The organism is Luteimonas sp. TWI596 (assembly GCF_039674105.1).
In the GTDB taxonomy this organism is placed as follows: Bacteria; Pseudomonadota; Gammaproteobacteria; order Xanthomonadales; family Xanthomonadaceae; genus Luteimonas.
The window spans coordinates 1-19458 of sequence record NZ_JBDJMU010000013.1 but is presented as its reverse complement, the minus strand read 5'-3'; the positions used below and the strand labels follow the sequence as shown (position 1 = coordinate 19458).

General features: G+C 69.8%; 20 protein-coding genes. 10 read left to right on the top strand and 10 right to left on the bottom strand.

Annotated elements, in window-relative coordinates; translation table 11 throughout:
- Positions 1–129: 129 nt before the first annotated feature.
- The gene (locus ABE487_RS11250; RefSeq protein ID WP_346451517.1) at positions 130–1995 is read right to left on the bottom strand and encodes a DUF885 domain-containing protein; all 1866 of its coding nucleotides are present in this window, start codon (positions 1993–1995) and stop codon (positions 130–132) included.
- A 270-nt stretch (positions 1996–2265) separates the two neighbouring features.
- Between ABE487_RS11250 and ABE487_RS11245 the strand changes: the two genes are divergently transcribed.
- Together ABE487_RS11245 and folE are read left to right on the top strand one after the other, a co-directional pair.
- On the top strand, positions 2266–2643 hold the full coding sequence (locus ABE487_RS11245) for a hypothetical protein (protein WP_346443581.1): 378 nt from the start codon (positions 2266–2268) through the stop codon (positions 2641–2643).
- Positions 2644–2704: 61 nt separating this feature from the next.
- Complete coding sequence (gene folE / locus ABE487_RS11240; protein WP_346443580.1) at positions 2705–3313, top strand: GTP cyclohydrolase I FolE; 609 nt, start codon at positions 2705–2707, stop codon at positions 3311–3313.
- Positions 3314–3322: 9 nt separating this feature from the next.
- Here folE and ABE487_RS11235 read toward each other — a convergent pair whose 3' ends face one another.
- Positions 3323–4075 carry a TSUP family transporter gene (locus ABE487_RS11235; RefSeq protein WP_346452902.1) on the bottom strand — a complete coding sequence of 251 codons (753 nt, stop codon included), beginning with the start codon at positions 4073–4075 and terminating at the stop codon, positions 3323–3325.
- 127 nt (positions 4076–4202) lie between these two features.
- Here ABE487_RS11235 and argS point away from each other — a divergent pair, with 127 nt between their 5' ends.
- The 4 genes from argS to ABE487_RS11215 all read left to right on the top strand — a co-directional run bounded on the left by argS (position 4203) and on the right by ABE487_RS11215 (position 8304).
- Positions 4203–5903 (top strand): arginine--tRNA ligase, encoded by a 1701-nt coding sequence (gene argS / locus ABE487_RS11230; RefSeq protein ID WP_346443578.1) that lies wholly within the window; start codon positions 4203–4205, stop codon positions 5901–5903.
- Complete coding sequence (locus ABE487_RS11225; protein ID WP_346451514.1) at positions 5903–6691, top strand: SPOR domain-containing protein; 789 nt, start codon at positions 5903–5905, stop codon at positions 6689–6691. The genes argS and ABE487_RS11225 overlap by 1 nt, the downstream gene beginning before the upstream one ends.
- 15 nt (positions 6692–6706) lie before the next feature.
- The gene (locus ABE487_RS11220) at positions 6707–7474 is read left to right on the top strand and encodes a UPF0149 family protein (RefSeq protein ID WP_346451512.1); all 768 of its coding nucleotides are present in this window, start codon (positions 6707–6709) and stop codon (positions 7472–7474) included.
- 77 nt (positions 7475–7551) lie between these two features.
- Positions 7552–8304 carry an SDR family NAD(P)-dependent oxidoreductase gene (locus ABE487_RS11215; protein WP_346451511.1) on the top strand — a complete coding sequence of 251 codons (753 nt, stop codon included), beginning with the start codon at positions 7552–7554 and terminating at the stop codon, positions 8302–8304.
- Positions 8305–8378: 74 nt separating this feature from the next.
- Here ABE487_RS11215 and speA read toward each other — a convergent pair whose 3' ends face one another.
- The 3 genes from speA to ABE487_RS11200 form a co-directional block, all read right to left on the bottom strand.
- Entirely contained in the window at positions 8379–10268 is a 1890-nt protein-coding gene (gene speA / locus ABE487_RS11210) for an arginine decarboxylase (protein ID WP_346451509.1), read from the bottom strand.
- 70 nt (positions 10269–10338) lie between these two features.
- Complete coding sequence (locus ABE487_RS11205) at positions 10339–10518, bottom strand: hypothetical protein (protein WP_346448140.1); 180 nt, start codon at positions 10516–10518, stop codon at positions 10339–10341.
- 165 nt (positions 10519–10683) lie between these two features.
- Complete coding sequence (locus ABE487_RS11200; protein WP_346451507.1) at positions 10684–12195, bottom strand: M48 family metallopeptidase; 1512 nt, start codon at positions 12193–12195, stop codon at positions 10684–10686.
- Positions 12196–12354: 159 nt separating this feature from the next.
- Between ABE487_RS11200 and speE the strand changes: the two genes are divergently transcribed.
- The gene (gene speE, locus ABE487_RS11195) at positions 12355–13203 is read left to right on the top strand and encodes a polyamine aminopropyltransferase (RefSeq protein WP_346443568.1); all 849 of its coding nucleotides are present in this window, start codon (positions 12355–12357) and stop codon (positions 13201–13203) included.
- Between the two features lie 70 nt (positions 13204–13273).
- Here the strand turns inward: speE and ABE487_RS11190 are convergent, their stop codons facing one another.
- The 4 genes from ABE487_RS11190 to ABE487_RS11175 all read right to left on the bottom strand — a co-directional run bounded on the left by ABE487_RS11190 (position 13274) and on the right by ABE487_RS11175 (position 15408).
- Positions 13274–13588, bottom strand: a complete 315-nt coding sequence (locus ABE487_RS11190) for an AzlD domain-containing protein (protein WP_346448144.1) — start codon at positions 13586–13588, stop codon at positions 13274–13276.
- The gene (locus tag ABE487_RS11185) at positions 13585–14274 is read right to left on the bottom strand and encodes an AzlC family ABC transporter permease (protein WP_346451506.1); all 690 of its coding nucleotides are present in this window, start codon (positions 14272–14274) and stop codon (positions 13585–13587) included. Before ABE487_RS11185 ends, ABE487_RS11190 begins: the two co-directional genes overlap by 4 nt.
- Positions 14275–14307: 33 nt before the next feature.
- A complete protein-coding gene (locus ABE487_RS11180) occupies positions 14308–14982 on the bottom strand; it encodes a hypothetical protein (RefSeq protein WP_346451504.1) in 675 nt (224 codons plus the stop codon).
- An 87-nt stretch (positions 14983–15069) separates the two neighbouring features.
- On the bottom strand, positions 15070–15408 hold the full coding sequence (locus tag ABE487_RS11175) for a P-II family nitrogen regulator (protein WP_183425161.1): 339 nt from the start codon (positions 15406–15408) through the stop codon (positions 15070–15072).
- Between the two features lie 225 nt (positions 15409–15633).
- On the opposite strand from ABE487_RS11175, the gene ABE487_RS11170 reads away from it, so the two are divergent.
- Genes ABE487_RS11170 through ABE487_RS11160 form a run of 3 tightly spaced genes read left to right on the top strand, consistent with a single transcriptional unit; the run spans position 15634 to position 17966 of the window.
- Complete coding sequence (locus ABE487_RS11170; protein ID WP_346451503.1) at positions 15634–15930, top strand: accessory factor UbiK family protein; 297 nt, start codon at positions 15634–15636, stop codon at positions 15928–15930.
- Positions 15931–15942: 12 nt separating this feature from the next.
- Complete coding sequence (locus ABE487_RS11165) at positions 15943–17454, top strand: YifB family Mg chelatase-like AAA ATPase (protein WP_346451501.1); 1512 nt, start codon at positions 15943–15945, stop codon at positions 17452–17454.
- A 20-nt stretch (positions 17455–17474) separates the two neighbouring features.
- A complete protein-coding gene (locus tag ABE487_RS11160) occupies positions 17475–17966 on the top strand; it encodes a GerMN domain-containing protein (protein ID WP_346451500.1) in 492 nt (163 codons plus the stop codon).
- A gap of 326 nt (positions 17967–18292) precedes the next feature.
- Here ABE487_RS11160 and ABE487_RS11155 read toward each other — a convergent pair whose 3' ends face one another.
- Entirely contained in the window at positions 18293–19291 is a 999-nt protein-coding gene (locus tag ABE487_RS11155; protein WP_346451498.1) for a DUF4349 domain-containing protein, read from the bottom strand.
- Positions 19292–19458 lie beyond the last annotated feature (167 nt).

Genomic DNA, 19458 nt, shown 5'->3' with positions numbered 1-19458 from the left:
CGGAATTCGATCGCATCATCGGGCGCTTGCCCCCACCCGGCGCCTGCGGCGCCGACCTCCCTCCCTCGCAGGCGGGGGAGGTGCGCTGGAAACGCCGGCGTTCTGCGAGAACGCGACGTCGGTGCCGGCTCAGCTGGCCTTCTTCTCGGCGATCCAGCGATCCACGCGCTGTTCGAGCAGGTCCAGCGGCAGCGCGCCGCCGCCGAGCACGGCATCGTGGAAGCCGCGGATGTCGAAACGGTCGCCCAGCTCGGCCTCCGCCTTCCGGCGCAGCGCCTGGATGCGGATCATGCCGACCTTATAGGCGGTGGCCTGGCCGGGCATGATCAGGTAGCGGCGGATCTCCGACTCGATCGCCGCCTGCGGGATCGAGCTGTTCTGTCGGAAGTAGTCGACCGCCTGCTGTTCCGTCCAGCCCTTGGCGTGCATGCCGGTGTCGACGACGAGCCGGATCGCACGCCACATCTCCGACATCAACCGGCCGTACTCCGAGTAAGGGTCCTGGTAGGTGCCCGGCATCTCCTTGGCCAGCCACTCCGAGTACAGGCCCCAGCCCTCGGTGTAGGCGGTGTGGAACTGCTGGGTGCGGAACGTCGGCACGCCCTGCAGCTCCTGGGCGATCGAGATCTGCATGTGGTGGCCCGGCAGGCCCTCGTGGTAGGCGATGACCTCCAGTTCGGTCTTGGGCATCGCGTTCATGTCCGACAGGTGCGCGTAGTAGATGCCCGGGCGCGACCCGTCCGGCGTGCCGGGATAGTAGTGCTGCGCCGCGCCGGGCTGCTCGCGGAATGCCTCCACGCGACGCACCTCCAGGCCGGCCTTGGGCAGCAGGCCGAAGTACTCGGGCAGGTGCTGGCGGATGTTGTCGATCGCGGCGGTCGCATCGTCGATGTAGGCCTGGCGGCCGGCATCGGTGTCGGGGTACTTGAAGCGCTTGTCGGTGTCGAGGAAGGTGAAGAACGCCTGCAAGTCGCCATCGAAGCCGACGCGGGTCTTGAGCGCCTCCATCTCGCCACGGATGCGCGCCACCTCGTCCAGGCCCAGCTGGTGGACCTCGTCGGCGGTCATCGCGGTCGTGGTGTTCTCGCGCAGCTGGTAGGCGTAGTACGCCGCGCCATTGGGGTGGGTCGTGCCGACACCGGACGGGTTCTCCAGGGCCTGGGGCCGCTCCTGCTCGCTCCACGCGATGATCCGCTCATAGGCCGGCTTGAGTTGCTCGACCAGCGCCACGCGGGCGTCTTCCTTGAGTTGCGCGGCGCGCTCGGCGGTCAGCTTGCCCTGTTCGACCAACGCATCGGCCTTGGCCTGGACATCGGCCCACAGCGCGCTGGCAGGGCCGTCGTCGAACGGCGCGCCGGTGATCACCTTGCGCGACTGGTCGATCACGCCTTCGAACGCGAACCGCGGCGGGCGGATGCCCTGCGCGGAGGCGGCGCGACCGCGCTCGAGCAGTTGGTCGAACATCGCCGGCGCCGCCTTGAGCCGGGCGATGTAGGCCTGGTAGCTCTGCTCGTCGTCGGCTTTGTGGACGTTGATCATGAATGTCGGGAACGCGCTGTGCATTCCCCCCATCTGGTGGAACACATAGCCGTTCATGGAAAACGCCATGCCATCGCGCATGCTTTCATACTCGCGCTTCCAGAGGTCCCACGACACTCTGGTCTCTGCATCGAGCGAGGCGTAGTCGAAGTTCGCCTCCATTTCCCGAACCGAAGCCTCCAACCAAGCCACCTGGTCTCGATTGGCCTGCTCCGACATGTCGTTGAGACTGTCATTGCGTTCCTTGCGGCCGAGAGAGCTCAGTTGGATCGGACTCATCTGCAGAGCCGTCTCGTAGTAGGTTTCGAACCAGGCGTTGAGGCGTGACGATTCGTCATCCGGTTGCTGCGCTGCCACGTCGGAGACGGATGCGACGGCGACCCACGGCGATAGCGACAGCGGTAGCGCCAAAGAGAGGGCGAGGGCCAGCGTGGAACCGGCGGCGATGGCGCGCATGGGCTGAACTCCTGAGGGTCGGACCTGCATTCTGCGGGGCAGCCAAGCGCCGCGCCCCTGCGGAATGTCATGGCAACCGGTCCCAGGACCCGCAGGCGTGCAGATTTTTCCGCCGGCGCCCTGCGAGCGCCGCTCCGTGAACGCAGGCTGCACGCGCGTCGGAGCAGCGCGTGCGCTTCACTGCTGGGGAACGGAGACGGGCATAGCGTTGCCTCCCATGTCCACCGCTCCCCAATGCCTGCCCCCTCGGTAATCCGGAAAACGCCCCAGATGAAGCACGATCCCGCCACTGCCGCCCATCCAGCGCCCGAGCCGATGCGCGAGTCGATTACGGAGATCGACGTGGACCATGCTTCGCTCAAGCGCTTCGCGGCCTCACTGCAACAGGCGCCGTACTACTCGGTGGGGCGGACCTGGGACGACTATGCGCCGGCCTACCGGCTCGGTCTGCGCAGTTGGCGCCGCCATCGCGGCGAGGAGTTCGAAACGGTCGCCGCGCAACTCGAGCGCGACTGGAACGCAACGCGCGGCGCCTCGCGATTGGGCTGGGTGGAAGCGCGCGGCGCGGTCGAAGCGGCCTGGCAGCACTGTGCGATGGACGCCGCATCCCGGCAGGACGCGGCCCGGCGCGCCGATCGCAACGCCTGAGTGCGCCCTGTGGCGCCGAACGGCGGCGCGCTACCATAGCGTCTTTTCCGCGAGAGTCGCGATGAGCGCTTCCCACGACGATGCCCGCAACGGTGTCCCCCGCGCCGAGGCCGAGACCGCTGTTCGTACGCTGCTGCGCTGGGCCGGCGAGGATCCGGCCCGCGAAGGTCTACTCGATACCCCCCGCCGCGTCGTCGACGCCTACGGCGAATGGTTCAGCGGCTACGCGATCGACGCCGATGCCTATCTTGCACGCACATTCGAGGAAGTCGCCGGCTACGACGAGATGATCGTGCTGCGCGACATCGAGTACGAGAGCCATTGCGAGCATCACATGGCGCCGATCATCGGCAAAGTGCATGTCGGCTACCTGCCGTCGGGTCGCGTGGTCGGCATCAGCAAGCTCGCGCGCGTCGTCGAGGCCTACGCCAAGCGTTTCCAGGTGCAGGAGAAGATGACCGCGCAAATCGCCGGCTGCATCCAGCGCGCGCTATCGCCGCTGGGCGTGGGCGTGGTGGTCGAAGGCGCGCACGAGTGCATGACCACGCGCGGTGTGCACAAGCGCGGGGTCAGCATGATCACCTCGACGATGCTGGGCAGCTTCCGCGACGATGCGCGCACCCGCGCCGAATTCCTGCAGTTCATCGAGGTCGGCGGCGGCCGCCGCTGACGCCGGCGATCAGTTCGCGAAGGTGTCCCAGGCCATCTTCGCGATCAGCACCACCACCAACGCGACGAACAGCTTGCGGATCAGCGGCGTCCCGCCGCGCAGCGCCAATCGCGTGCCGACCACCGAGCCGCCCACGTTGGCCGCCGCCATCGGCACCGCGAACGCCAGCAGCACGTGGCCCGACGGCACGAAGAACGACAGCGCCGCCAGGTTGGTCGCCAGATTGACGATCTTCGAGGCGGCGGTCGCGCGCAGGAAATCCAGCCCGAAGAAGCGGATGAACAGGAAGATCAGGAAGCTGCCGGTGCCCGGCCCGAACAGGCCGTCATAGAATCCGATCGCAGCCCCCATCGCCAATGCCAGCGCCAGTTCTCGGCGGCCGACCTCGCGCGGGCGGTGCAGCGCGCCGAAGTCTTTCTTGACCAGGGTGTAGGCCAGCATCGCCACCAGCAGCACCAGGATCAGCGGCCGGACCGCATCGCGCGGGAGCAGGCTGACTGCGGTGGCGCCAGCGAACGCAAACACGAACGCGGTCGCCGAGGCGCACAGCACCGGCATCCAGGGAAACCGCACGTTACGCGCATAGCGCCAGCCCGCCGCCGCGGTCCCGAAGATCGAACTGAACTTGTTGGTGCCCAGTAGCGCCGCCGGGGCGTGCTGGGGCAACGCTGTGAACAGACCCGGTAGCTGGACCAATCCGCCGCCGCCCACTGCCGCATCTACCAATCCGGCCATGAACGCGATGCATACCAGCCAGAGCAGTTCGGGAAACAGCGCGTCCACGCGGGGCCTGGAGAACCGGGCGCGCAAGCATACGCCTTCCACGCGCCGGTCCGCTCAGGATGGCTCGCGTACAATGCCCGGCCGTGCTCTGCGACACTCTTTGCCCGTGAATTCTTCGTCCCGCGCCCTCATCGAACCGCTCGTCGAGCGGGCCATCGCCGCCCTGCGCGAGGCCGGCACGCTGCCCGCCGATCTCGCCACGCCCGCCTTTGTCGTCGAGCGACCGAAGGACCGCAGCCATGGCGATTTCTCCACGAACGCGGCGATGCTGCTGGCACGCCCGGCCCGCTCGAACCCGCGCGCGCTCGCGCAGGCGCTGGTCGATGCGCTGCCGGCCAATGACGCGATCGCCTCGGTCGAGATCGCAGGCCCGGGTTTTCTCAACTTCCGCCTGACGCCGGGCGCCTGGCGCGACCAACTGGTCGCGGTACACGCGCAAGGCGACGCCTACGGCCGCAACGACAGCGGCGCGGCGCAGACCGCCGGCGTGGAATACGTGTCGGCCAACCCGACCGGTCCGCTGCACGTGGGCCATGGCCGCGCCGCGGTGATCGGTGACTGCATCGCGCGCGTGCTCGACGCCAACGGCTGGAACGTCAAGCGCGAGTTCTACTACAACGACGCCGGCGTGCAGATCGAAAACCTCGCCCGCTCGGTGCAGGCGCGCGCACGCGGCCTGGCGCCGGGCGACGCCGATTGGCCGGCCGATGCCTACAACGGCGAGTACATCGCCGATGTCGCCCGCGCGTGCCTGGACGGCGCCACGGTCGAGGTCGAAGGCCAATGCGTGACCGGCACCGCGGATACCGACGACCTCGACGCGATCCGCCGGTTCGCGGTCGCCTGGCTGCGCCGCGAGCAGAACGCCGACCTGGCCGCGTTCGGGGTGAGCTTCGACGTCTACTTCCTGGAGTCGTCGCTGTACGCCGACGGCAAGGTCGAGGAAACCGTGAGCGCGCTCGTCGCCAATGGTCACACCTACGAAGACGGCGGCGCACTGTGGCTGCGCTCGACCGACTACGGCGACGACAAAGACCGCGTGATGCGCAAGTCCGACGGCAGCTACACCTATTTCGTGCCGGACGTCGCCTATCACCTGAGCAAGTGGCAGCGCGGCTACCGGCGCGCGATCACCGAACTGGGCGCCGACCACCACGGCTCGCTGGCACGCGTGCGCGCCGGCCTGCAGGCGCTCGATGCCGGCATCCCGGCCGGCTGGCCGGAATACGTGCTGCACCAGATGGTCACGGTGATGCGCGGCGGCGAGGAGGTGAAGCTGTCCAAGCGCGCCGGCAGCTATCTCACGCTGCGCGACCTGATCGACGAGGCCGGGCGCGATGCCACGCGCTGGTTCCTGGTCGCGCGCAAGCCCGACTCGCAGCTGGTGTTCGACATCGACCTGGCGCGCAGCCAGTCGCTCGACAACCCGGTCTACTACGTCCAGCTCTCGCATGCGCGCATCTGCGGCCTGCAGCGCCAGCTCGCCGAGCGCGGCCTGGCCTTCGATCTGCAGCACGGCCTGGCGCAGTTGCCGGACATGACCGACACGGCGCTGCGCGACGTGCTGATCGACCTGTCGCGCTGGCCCGAGATCGTCGCCGCGGCCGGCGTTCAGCTCGAGCCGCACCTGATCGCGACCTATCTGCTGGAGTTGGCGCAGGCCTTCCAGACGTACTACAACGATCACCAGTTCCTGGTCGACGACGCCCCGACGCGCGACGCGCGGCTGGCGCTGGCGACGGCCGTAGGGCAGGTGCTGCGCAACGGCCTGGCGCTGCTGGGCGTGCAGGCTCCGGAGGCGATGTAATGGCAGCAAGACGCGGAAAATCCCAGGCACGACGCAACGGCGGCAGCTCCGGCGGCCTGCCCGGCTGGGCGTGGATGATCATTGGCGTGGTGCTCGCGCTGGGCGTGGTGCTGGCGGTGCCGCGGCTGTTCAAGCCCGACGCCGAAGACGGCTTCTTCCGCCCGCGCCCCAATCCCGACGCGCAGCCGGCGACCGGCGCCCTCGACGAGGACGCACCGGCGCCGCTGGCCGAACCCCCGGCGCCGCGACCGCGCACCGCGCAGCCGCAGCCCGCGCCTGCCGCCGACTACGACTTCTACACCCTGCTGCCCGACCAGGAGGTGCCGATGTCCGACGCCGAGCTGGCCGCCAGCGCGCGCGCCGAGACCGAGCGACGGCAACGCGCCGAGGCGCAGCAGCAGGCGCTGCAGGGCCGCCATCCCGACGCTGCGGACCTGGCCGGCGCCCCGACCGGCCCGACGCCGCTGAGCGAGACGCCGGCGGCGACGACCACGCCGGCGGCGACCCCGACCCGGCCCACGACCCCGGCCTCGACGACACCGGCTGCCGGCGGCGATGCCCGCTACCTGCTGCAGGCAGGTTCGTTCAGCGCCTCGGGCGATGCCGAAGCGCTCAAGGCCCGTATCGCGCTGCTGGGCCTGAGCGCCCGGGTCGAAGCCGGCCAGGCGCAGGGCAAGACGGTCTACCGCGTGCGCATGGGGCCCTATGGCACTGCCACCGAGCTGGCCGAAGCCAAGCAGAAGCTCGGCAACGGCGGGCTGCCGGCGCTGGCGATCAAGGCCCAGTGACGGAGGCACCCGACCATGGCTGACGACACCCGCCTGAGCGATGCCGAGCTCGACCGGCTGGACACGTTGCTCGATCGCTGCACCGACCCGGAGACTGGGCTGGGCAACCTGGAAATGCTCGACGGCTTCCTGTCGGCGTTCGCGGTCGGCCCGGTCGAAGTCGCGCTGGACACCGTGCTGCCGCTGGTCTGGGGCATGGGCGAGGTCGCGCGCCGCGATGCCCGCCAGACCCGCGAGGCCGAGGCGCTGATCGCCCGGCTGGCCGACGAGATCGTGCACCGCGTGCGCCAGGACCCGCAGGAGGGCGTCGCCCACGAGGCGCTGATGCCGATGCTCGGTCTGCCGCCCGAGGCCGAAGATGGCCAGGCCGAAGGCGATGCCGCGGGTGGACTGGACGGCGTGCCGGCCGACTTCCCGTTCGCAGCCGCGTGGGCCGCCGGGTTCCTGCGCGCCGCCGCCGAACACGAAGACGCGTGGTCTGAGTGGATGCAGGAGCACGAGTCGATCGAGAACGATCTGGGCGTCATCGCCCGGTTGGCGATCGTCGATGCGAGCCAGCTCGAGGAGGCCGAGATGGCCGAGGGCGACATGCTGTCGCTCGAGGAGCGCTTCGACCTCGCCTACGACCTGCCCGACATGCTCCACGACATGTATCTGCAGCGCTTGCACGATCGGCGTCCGCAACCGGTCCGGCGCGCCGAGGTGCCCGGCCGCAACGATCCGTGCGCCTGCGGCAGCGGCCGCAAGTACAAGACCTGTTGCGGCAAGCCGACGCTGCATTGATCGGCGGGGCGGCGCGATGCCGCATCCGTCCCGCCCCCATTCGCGCCCAGCACAGGCGCAAGCCCGGGAGAGCCTCCATGCCCCGCACCCTTCTCGTCACCGGCGCGACTTCGGGATTCGGCGCCGCGACCGTCGCCCGCTTCCTGCAGGGCGGTTGGCGCGTGATCGCCACTGGCCGCCGCGCCGAGCGGCTGCAGGCGCTGATCGACACGCACGGGACCGAGCGCCTGCACGTGGCCACATTCGACATCCGCGATGCCGACGCGATGCGCGCCGCGCTCGACGCACTGCCAGACGCCTTCCGCGGCATCGACGTGCTGATCAACAACGCCGGGCTGGCGCTGGGCACCGCGCCGGCGCAACGCGCCGATCTCGCGCAGTGGACGCAGATGATCGACACCAACGTCACCGCGCTCGCCACGCTGACCCATGCCCTGTTGCCGACGTTGATCGAACGCCGCGGCGCGATCCTCAACATCAGTTCGATCGCCGGCAGTTATCCCTATCCGGGCGGCAACGTCTACGGCGGCACCAAGGCCTTCGTCACCCAGTTCTCGCTCGGCTTGCGGTCCGATCTGCACGGCACCGGCGTGCGCGTGACCTCGATCGAACCGGGCATGGCCGAGACCGAGTTCACGCTGGTGCGCACCGGCGGCGACCAGGCCGCCTCTGACACGCTCTACGGCGGCGCCACGCCGATGACCGCCGAGGACATCGCCGAGCAGCTGTGGTGGGTCGCCAACCTGCCGCCGCATCTGAACATCAACCGGCTCGAGATCATGCCGGTCAGCCAGTCGTTCGCCGGCTTCCAGGTCCATCGCGGCGGCTGACCGCCGCGTGCACCGAAATCGCCGGCCGCCTCGTGCGCCGGCGGCCCTGAGGCCACCGACGCGGTTGTCGCGGCTTACTCGAGCGGCGTGTCGTCGAGATAGGTGTAGCCGGTAAGCCCGGCTTCGAGCGCGTCCTTGAGCCGCTGCGCTTCATCGGCCGTCAGCGCCGCGTCGTCGACCAGCGCGGTGTAGCGCGCGCGCAGGTCGTCGAGGCGATAGCCGACGTAGTCGAGCATCACGTCGGTGGTGTCGCCGCGGCGCTGCTGCGCGATCGTGATGCCGTCGCCCTCGATCTTGACCTCGACCGCATCGGTGTCGCCGAACAGGTTGTGGATGTCGCCGAGGATTTCCTGGTAAGCGCCGACCATGAAGAAGCCCAGCCGGTACTGCTCGCCCGCACGCAGCGCATGCAGTGGCAACGAGGTGTCGAGGTCCTCGTTCTCGACGTAGGTGTCGATCTTGCCGTCCGAGTCGCAGGTCAGATCGGCGATGACGCCGCGGCGCTCCGGCAGCTCGTCGAGGCGCTCGATCGGCACGATCGGGAACACCTGATCGATCGCCCAGACATCGGGCATCGACTCGAACACGCTGAAGTTGACGAAGTACTTGTCGACCAGGCGCTCGTTGAGCTCGTCGAGCAGCGGACGATGGCTCTTCTCGTCGAAGGTCAGCCGCGCGCGGACCGCATGCGCGATCGCATAGAACAGGTCGTCGATGCGCGCCCGGTGCACCAGGTCCAACTGGCCGAGCGCGTACAGCGCCAGGCCTTCGGCGTGGTGGTGCTGCGCCTCGTGGAACAGCTCCACCGCTGGCCGCGCCGCCAATTCGCCGTGCAACTCGCGCAGGTTGGCCACCACCGCCGGCTCGTCACTGTGCGCGTCGGGCACGCGGCCTTCGGGCGCGCGCTCGACCTCCGACACGTTGGCGACCAGTACCGCATGGTGGGCGGTCATTGCACGCCCGCATTCGGTGACGATGCGCGGCGGCGGCAGCCCATGCTCGGCGCAGGCCTGCGCCAGCGGTTGGACGATGCTGCCGGCGTACTGGCGCACGCCGTAGTTGACCGAGTTGTAGCTGCGCGAGCGCGTGCCTTCGTAGTCCACACCGAGGCCGCCGCCGACGTCGACGTGGCTGATGCGCGCACCCAGCCGCGAGAGCTCGACGAAATAGCGCACCGCCTCGCGCATGCCGTTGGCGATGTCGCGAACGTTGGAGATCTGCGAACCCATGTGGAAATGCAACAGCTGCAGGCAGTCGCTCATGCCCGCGTCGCGCAGCTTCTTCCACAGGTCCAGCAACTGCCGCGGATTGAGCCCGAACTTGGCCTTGTCACCGCCGCTGTTCTGCCACTTACCCGCGCCCAGCGAGGCCAATCGCATGCGCACGCCCAGACCCGGCTTCACGCCGAGCGCGGCCGCTTCCTCCATCACCAGCGCAAGCTCGGACGGCTTCTCGACGACGATGAACGTCTCAAGGCCCAGCTTGCGGCCGATCAGCGCCAAGCGGATGTATTCCCGGTCTTTGTAGCCGTTGCATACGACCAGACCACCCGGGCGCGAGAGCGCGAGCACGGCCATCAGCTCGGGCTTGCTGCCCGCTTCCAGGCCGAAGCCCTCGCCGTGATGGCCGGCCAGCGTGCCGGCCACACCGCGGTGCTGGTTGACCTTGATCGGATAGACCGCGGTGTAGCCGCCGGCATACTCCCACTCGGCCTGCGCCTGTGCGAACGCCGCCTGCAGCCGATGCAGGCGGTCGCCGAGGATGTCGGGAAAGCGCACCAGCAGCGGCAATTGGGCACCATTGGCCCGCGCGGCGTCGACCGCCTCGGGCAGCGCGATCGACGGGCCCTGCGCGCCGCGCGGCGAGACGACGATGCGCCCGGCGTCGTCGACATCGAAATACCCCTCGCTCCAATGCGGGATCGAGTAGGTCTTGCGGGCGTGGTCGGTCGACCAGGCAGTCATCGGCAGGCGTCCATCGGCGAAGGGGCCGCATAGTCTAGGGGCTGGCGGCGCAACCTGCGGTGACATGCCCTCAGCGGTCACCGTGCCGATACGTTGGCGGGCCGGCAACCTTGCGTACGCGGCCCGCGATCCGACGCCGACCAGAGGCGATGAAGGCGACGTAGCTGCCGGGCAGGTCCAGCGCGTCGACCACCCGCTGCAGCGTCGCATCGGCGTCGAACACCAGGCCGCGCAGCCGCACCAGCACCACGAAGTGCGGCAGCCCGTCAGCATCGCCCTTGATGTGCTTGCGCGCGATCCAGGCACTGCCGATCTTCCCGGTCGCCGCCAGTGAGGCGCACGCGGCGGCGAGTGCAGCCCCGTCCAGGCCATGCGGCAGAAGCGCATCACCGGCCGAGAGTGCATTGCGCGCTTGCTACGCACCGCGCCGTCGGTCGTCGATCGATACCTGGTCGCTGATCACCGCGTCCAGCGCATCGAGGTCGTCGCGTCGGCGATAGTAGGCAGCGAGCGCCTCGTTGACCGCATCCGCTGCCCCGGGATCGAGCATCCGTGCGTGATGCAACAGCCCCACGCCAGCGGGCTCGTCGCGTTCGAGCAGCAACGCGCCCAGGCGAAAGTGTGCGAACGCATCCTGCGGCGCGACGCGCACCGCGTCGCGGTACAGGGGCACCGGGTCGTCCTGCGGCCGCACGCGCTCGACCAGGGCCGCGTACTCGACGGTCTCGGCCGGCGTGCGAGCCAAACCGCTTTCGAGTGCGGCGAGCCGGTCACGGTCCTCGGCGTGCGCGCGGTGGCGCTCTCGCCAGCCATCGCCGATGCGCAGGCGCCAGTCCTCGCTGAACGCTGCCTCCAGCGACGGCAACAGGTCGCCCAGCAGAACCTCGGCCGCGCTGCGCTCGGGCGGCGGCGCGACCATCGCTTCCACGCCCAGAGCCTGCAGTCGCTGTGCGAGCGTGGGATGGGTGTCATGCACGCCGGCGCGGGCAGTCAGCTGCGCGGCCAACCGGGCGTCGTCCTCCGGATGCGGACTCCGCAGCGCGGTCGCCATTTCGCGCAGCAGGCGGTCCGGCGGCTCGGCGCGCTCGCGGTTGGCATCGATCACCGACGGCCAGAACTCGTGCGCCAGGCGCGCGGCGCCGACATTGACCCGAATCAGCGCACTGCCGGCGACATCGGCGCCGGCCAGCCGGGCGGCCATCGCATCGGCCTGATACTCATTCTGGCGCGCGAGCACGAAGCTGTAGGCGTCGAAGTACGGCGCGTACCAGCGGAAGAATCGCTCGAACACCCGGCTCGCCCACGCACCGCGCGCGGCCAGGCCGTCGAGCACGCGGTACCAGCTCAGGCGCACACGGTGAATCCAGCCAGAGAAGCGGCCATGCCCGCCGCCGAAGTGACCGAACTCGTGGGCGACCACCGATGCGAACTGCCCCGGGTCGAGCAGTTGCATCAGCGGCAGGCCCAGCACGAGATAGTGGCGATGGCCGAACAGTCCGAGCACCCGCGGCACGCTGGCGGCCGCGGCATTGAGGTCGTCGTCGATCAGGATGCCCGACAGCCGCGGCGCTCCGGCAGCGCGTCGCAGGCGCTCGACCTCGGCGACCAGCCGCGGCGCCTCGCCGGGTGCGAGCGGCCGCCCTGCTGGCGGCTCGAAGCGTACCCACAGCGCGCGCAGCACCAGCCAGCCGAAGCCAATCGGGATCCAGACCACCTTCGCCAGCTTGACCAGCAGCAGCGGGCTGATCACCAGCAGCAGCGCGACCAGTCCCACCGACAACCCGAGGGCCAGCACCACCGCGCCGCCGAGCACACAGAAACCCAAGGCCGCCAGCAGGGCCAGCCGCATCCGGTAGGCCCCGGGCGCGCGTTGCGCGAACGTCTCCAGCCGCGCGACCCGCGCACGGCGCTCCGCTTCCGACATCATCCTTGCGTCCCCTCGTCACGCCGTCCGGCGCGTCCCCGACCCGAATCCTAATCCGCGCGCCGGTCCAGGAGAAGCGCCCCTCGCGGCAGTCCTCGGCGCCCGGCCTGTCATGGGGGCTCGGCTACAATGCGCGGCCCGCAATTGACCGGAACCTTTCGCATGTCCGCTCCGACCTGGCTCCACGAGACCTTCGATCCCACCGGCTCGTCGATCGGCTTCCGCGTGACGAAGAAGCTCGACGAAGTGCAGTCGCCGTTCCAGAAGATCGAGATCTACGAGAGCACCGACTGGGGCAACGTGATGCTGATCGACGGCGCGATGATGGTCACCACGCGCGACAATTTCTTCTATCACGAGATGGTCTCGCACCCGGCGCTGTTCACCCATGCCGCGCCCAAGCGGGTGGTGATCATCGGCGGCGGCGACTGCGGCACGCTGCGCGAAGTGCTCAAGCATCCGGGCGTCGAAAGCGCAGTGCAGTGCGACATCGACGAGCAGGTCACGCGGATGTCGGAGAAGTACTTCCCCGAACTGTGCGCCTCCAACGACGACCCGCGCGCGCAGCTGCTGTTCGACGACGGCATCGCCTACATGCGCGACTGCGCGCCGGGCAGCGTCGACGTCGTCATCGTCGATTCGACCGACCCGGTCGGTCCGGCCGAGGGTCTGTTCAACAAGGCCTTCTTCGACAGCTGCTTCCGCGCGCTCAAGGACGACGGCATCCTGGTGCAGCAGTCCGAATCCCCGCTGGCCCTGCTGGACCTGATCCGCGAAATGCGCGCCGAGATGGGCAAGGCCGGCTTCACCACGTTCCAGACGCTGCCATTCCCGCAGCCTTGTTACCCGACCGGTTGGTGGAGCGTGACGCTGGCGCGCAAGGGCCAGGGCTTCGACTTCCGCCAGGCCGACGCCGCTGCCAAGGGCTTCGAGACCGCGTACTACAGTGCCCAGATCCACCAGGCCGCGCAGGTGCTGCCGCCGTTCGTGGCCAAGGCCCTGGAGGCCTGAGCCCACACCCCGGCGATGCCGCGGCTTCCGCCGCGCATCGCCCGCATCGCCCGCATCGCGCTCGACCCGCTCAGCCGATGCCGGCCGCTCGCAGCCCCGCGGCCGCGAGCGCGCCCAGCACCACCACGCCCAGGAACGGCACGCCGCGCCACAGCGCGACGACCGCGACCAGCAAGGCGCCGGCCCGGGCATCGAGCACGACGCCCCCGGCGCCGGCAAACCCGTTGACGACCACCAACGCCGCCAGCAACCCGATGGTCATCGCCGAGGTGATGCGCGCCATGCGTGCGCCTTCCAGCCAGCGCGCCGGCACCAGGTAGCCGGTGAGCTTGGTCGCGAACGCGACCGCGCAGGCCAGCAGCAACCAACCCCAGGTCGCGCTCACGCCCGCGCCTGTAATGCAACGCTGCGCCGCGCGAGCAAGGCGCCCCAGGCGGCCGCGACCGCCGCCGCGACCAGGATCGGCACGCCCGCGGGCAGCCACGGCATCGCGAGTGCAGTCGCCAAGGCGCAGACCACCGCAATCGCGACCGGCTCGCGGCCGCGCAGCCGTGGCCACAGCAGGCCGATGAAGGCCGCGACCGCGGCACCGTCCAGGCCCCAACGCCGGGGATCGCCGATCACATCGCCCAGCAGTGCCCCGACCAGCGTGAACAGGTTCCAGCACACGAACACACCCAGCCCGGCGACCCAGAAGCCGCGGCGTTGCTCGACAGGTTCGGGCTGGCCGGCAGCAGTCGCGGCGGATTCGTCGATCGTCACCTGCGCCGCGAGCAAGCGCGTCCATCCGCGCGGGTGCAGCAACCGATTGATCTGCACCGCATAGACCGCATTGCGCACGCCCAGCAGGCTGGCCGCCCCGAACGCCGCCGCGCCCGCGCCGCCGCCGGCGAGCACGCCGACGAATGCGAACTGCGAGCCGCCGGTGAACATCAACAGGCTCAGCGCCATCGTCTGCCACAGGTCGAGCCCGGCAGCGATCGACAGCGCGCCGAAGGACACCCCATAAAGCCCGGTGGCCAGCGCGATCGACAGGCCGATCCGCGTGGCCGGCGTCAGTGACAGTCCCATGCGGTCATTCTCGTCGTCGCCCCCAGGCACGCATCAACGCGCGGCGTCGCAGTCGGCCGGGCGCGCGAGGTCGGTCATCGCCTCGACCTCGCGCAACGCTCCGTCCGGCGCGAAGTGGAACCGCCACGTACGCTCGCAGCGCATCGGAATCGGATTGATGTCGGCGCGCCAGCCCGGGCCGCCGTCGGCCTGCCCGATCACGTAGTACAGGCCGTCGGGGCCGGTCGCCAGCGCGTCCTGCGATGCGGCATCGTCGCCGGCGTCGGCCCGCATCCGGCGCAGCTGCGCATCGGCAGCGGCCGCCGCGACCGGCAGGCCTTCGAGCGGCAACGCGTCGAGGTCGAGCAGGTCGGGTTCAAGAACGGACGGCGACGCCTCGCGCCCGGCCGCGACGGCCTCCCAGCGCATACCGGGCGCCGGGTAGGCATCGCCGTAGGTGTAGCGCAGCAGCGCTGCCGGGTCGCCCGGCGACTGCAGCCACAGCAACGCCGAGCCGTCGGCGTAGAGGTAGACGAAGCGGTGCAGCCGCAGTGCGTGGCCCCGCAGTTCCGGCCGCGCCGCGAGCTCGGCCAGCAGCGCGCGGAAGTACGCCGGGCGGTGGAGATGATCAGGCTTGGCCGCGTGCACTGGTGCGGGCGGCGACGGCGCGGCCGCGGGGCGGTCGCAGGCGGCGAGGAGGCAGGCGAGCGCAATGACCGCGCCGGCCATGACATCGCGCCGCGTGCGGTGCCAGGCCGATTGCCTGCATCGACTCGACATCCGGCGCCTGCGCCTAGCCGCGCAACACGGCGCCGCTCACAGCGCGTCGGCGTCCAGTTCGCCGGTGCGGATCCGCACCACGCGCTCGAGGTCGTAGACGAAGACCTTGCCGTCGCCGATCCGGCCCATGCCTGCGGACTTGAGCACGGTCTCGACCACGGCATCGACGATGTCGTCGGTCACCGCGATCTCCAGCTTCACCTTCGGCAGGAAATCCACGACGTACTCCGCGCCGCGATAGAGCTCGGTGTGGCCCTTCTGGCGGCCGAAGCCCTTGACCTCGGTGACGGTGATGCCGGTCACGCCGACCTCGGCGAGCGCCTCGCGCACGTCGTCGAGCTTGAACGGCTTGATGATCGCCATGACCATCTTCATCGCAGTGCCTCCGCAAGGGGATGCGCCAAGGATACGCCACCCTCACGCGTCGCCCTACACGATGCCGAGCACGCGGCGCAGCACGCTTGTGCGCGTGCCGGGAGGCATGGTCTAGTGCGCCCCGCGCCGCGACCGGGGAATTTTCTGACGACGCGCCGCGGAGGCGGCCGACTGCATGCGTTGCGCATGCCGGCGACGCTATCTGTACACCGTGAGGACTGACTGATGATCGATCTGAACAACATCGACGAGCTCGCGCGTCGCCTCAGCGGGCTGGTGCCCGCCGGCCTGCGCGAGAGCCGCGAGGAACTGCAGGAAAACTTCAAGGCCGTGCTGCAATCGGGCCTGGCGAAGCTGGACCTGGTCACGCGCGAGGAGTTCGAAGTCCAGCGCGCGGTGCTGTTGCGCACGCGCGAGAAGCTCGAGACCCTGGAAGCGCAGGTCCGCCAGCTCGAGACCCAGGGCACGTCCCAGGCCGCGCCGCCGGCACCCTCGGCGGACAGTTTCGACACCGCCCACTAAAAGGACAGCACCATGGGACTTGCGCTCGTGCACGGACGTGCGCGCGCAGGCATCCGGGCACCCGCGGTCAAGGTCGAGGTGCACCTGGGCGGCGGCCTGCCATCGATGTCGATCGTCGGCCTGCCGGAAGCCGCAGTGCGCGAAGCCAAGGACCGGGTCCGCGCCGCGATCCAATGCGCGCAGTACGAGTTCCCGGCGCGCCGGATCACCGTCAACCTCGCCCCGGCCGACTTACCCAAAGGCGGCGGCCGCTTCGACCTGCCGATCGCGCTCGGCATCCTGGCCGCCAGCGGCCAGGTCCCGGCCGAGGCGCTGCGCGACTGGGAATTTGTCGGCGAGCTCGGACTGACCGGCGAACTGCGCGCGGTCGACGGTGTACTGCCGGCCGCGCTTGCGGTCGCCGACTCCGGCCGCGGCCTGGTCGTGCCGGCCGGCAACGGCGCCGAGGCCGCGCTGGCGTCCGACGTCGAGGTGCGGACTGCCCGCACGCTGCTGGAGGTCTGCGCGCTGCTCGGCGGCACCAAACCGTTGCCGGTCGCGGCCGCCCCGCCGCAGTGCGCGCTGCCCGGCCCCGACATGCGCGAGGTCCGCGGCCAGGCCCAGGCCCGGCGCGCGCTGGAGATCGCCGCCGCCGGCGGCCATCACCTGCTGCTCGTCGGCCCACCAGGCTGCGGCAAGACCCTGCTCGCCTCGCGGCTGCCCGGCCTGCTGCCCGATGCCGGCGAAGCCGAAGCACTGGAAACCGCTGCGGTACTCTCGATCAGCGGTCGCGGCCTCGACCCGGCCCGCTGGCGCACGCGCCCGTTCCGCAGTCCGCATCACACCGCCAGCGCGGTCGCGCTGGTCGGCGGCGGCAACGAACCGCGGCCGGGCGAGATCTCGCTGGCGCACAACGGCGTGCTGTTCCTCGACGAACTGCCCGAATGGGACCGCCGCGCGCTGGAAGTGCTGCGCGAGCCGTTGGAGTCCGGCACGGTGACCATCTCGCGCGCCGCGCGGCAAAGCGAGTTCCCGGCCCGCTTCCAACTGGTCGCCGCGATGAATCCCTGCCCCTGCGGCTGGGCCGGCGACGTGTCGGGACGCTGCCGCTGCAGCAATGAGGCGATCGCCCGCTACCGCGCGCGTATCTCCGGCCCGCTGCTCGACCGCATCGACCTGCACGTCGACGTCCCGCGTCTGCCGCCGGCCGCCCTGCGCCCCGACGCGCCGCAGGGCGAAACCAGCGCCGCGATCCGGATCCGCGTCGACGCCGCGCGCGCGCGCCAGCAGGCGCGCGCCGGCACCCTCAACGCCCGACTCGACCAGACCGCGACCGCCCGCCACTGCCGCCTCGCCCCCGCCGACCAGGCGCTGCTCGAACGCGCGATCGAATCCCTGCATCTATCAGCGCGCGCGATGCACCGCATCCTGCGCGTGGCGCGCACGATTGCCGATCTCGACGACAGTGTGGACATCGCATCGAAGCACCTCACAGAGGCGTTGGGGTATCGCGGCGTCGATGCGACAGCGCCCGCCGTGGCCTGAGCTTAGCGAAGGAGGATGACATGCAGGGAATTCCAAAGGCTCCGCGCCTCCGAATCGTCTTTGCGGCGCAGTTCGCTGCGAGCATCCTCCTTTTGAGTCTCTTCGCGCAAAGCGCGTCCGCCTCATTCGCTTCGAAAGAGATGCGCACGCTCGACAGCGCGGCCATTGACCGCATCACACGTATGCTGGAAGAACGGATCGAATGCGTAATGAGCGATCAGGGATCGCTGGGCGCCACATTGCGTTCGGTGACGATCTCAACGGATGCTGCGGTCGTCAGGGTGAACATCTCAAAAAGCTACCTCCCCGCAAACGTCGACTACATGGGCGCCGAGCTGGAGGATCGGCTCTCCGCGTTGCAGAACGTCGTACTCGGGATCATCGAGAACGAACTCGGGTACGGAGTGCGCCAAGTCCTGTTCTTGTTCGACGGTCGGCCACTCGAGTTCTATTACCCCAACGACTTTGCTACCCAGGCGCGCAGCGCAGGAGGATCGGGGCTCTCGCGGTGATGCGCGCCTCGCGCCTGCTTGCACCACGGCAGTACGTCAGCCTGGCCTTTGATCGGAGGTGCACGGTGGCACCCTGGAAGAACCGATCACACAGCACGTGGATCTCACCTCGCAGCGAGGCCGCTCCAATCGGACACCATGACCGTGCGTCTGTCTCTACAGCCCCATGACCTCGCCAGCGTTCCGACGACACCGGCAATCGTGGGGGAAGGCCATACGCCGCGCCGGCACAAGCTTGCCGGCGCGGCGCGAGACCTCGCAGAGCGGCAACGATGCGCGCCGACGGCGTATCGCAGGCGCTACGCAACGTCACCCGCGATCTGGTCTCAACTCCGCACCGCCGCCCGGCGACGACGCCACGCACGCCAGGCGATCACGACGATGGCGACAAACAGCCACAGCGGCCAGAGCAGCGCCACCGCGACGCCGGCGTCGAGCAGGCCTTGCCAGCCGCCGCGTAGCGCCTGGCCGATCCGCACGAAGAAGCCGGGGCGTTGCTGGGCGAACACGGCCTCGGGGTCGACGCGTTCGCTGTGCCGGACCTGCGAAGGCTGATAGAGCGACAGGTCGATCGTCGCGAACGCGATCCGGTCCTCGACTTCGCGCTGGGTCACGCGCGCCTCGTCGCGGGCCGCGAGCGCACGTTCGCGGGCGGCGAACGCGTCGCCTTTGCGGTCCAGCCGGTCGCCGGCCTGCACCGCCTGCGCCAGCGATTGCTGCAACTCCTGGCTGCGGGCGTACGCCAGTTGCTGGCGCAGCAGGTCGAACTGCACGTCGCGCGCGTCGAAGTCGCGGCTGTCGAGAAATTTCATCTGCTTGGCGAGCTCGCGCAGGAACGTCTGCGCGCGGTCGCTGGGCACGCGCACGGTCAGTTCCCCTGCAGTCTTGTACTCGATCAGCTCCAGCAGCTTGCCATCTCCAATGCGGTGCCGCTGCATGCCCTGGGTCTCGGACCGGATCCGGTTGGCGACCACGAAGCCGCCTTGCGCGGCGGCGAGATCCTCGATCGCGAGCGCCGAGCGGTAGACGTCGTCGACCGCGAACCGCGCTTGGGCGGCAAGGATGAAGCGGCGCGCGGGATCGGTCTGCGCCAGCGTGCCGGAGGCCATCTGCACGGCGGCATCGACCCCCGCTTCGGCCTCGGCGGCAGGTCCGGCGCCCGCCGCCGGCGACGACATCGCATCGGCTTGCATCGCCTCGGCCGCTGGCGGCGGCGCATCGGCCGCGTACTCGGTAGCGGTCTCACCCGACGGCCGCGCACAGGCAGCCAGCAGCACGCAGAGCAGGCCGGTCGACAGCAGCCGGCGATGGCAGAAGACGTGCATTGGGATCTCCAAGAATGGGCGGGGTGCAGGGTCAACGCGCGACGCCGAGCATCGGGGCTAGCTGTGATCTTTCAGTAGGTTGTTCATCCGGGGCGTCTCTGGAAGATGGGGGGTTACCAAGCCAACCCAGCCCCAGGAGCCCCGGATGAACCTGCATAAACATGCCC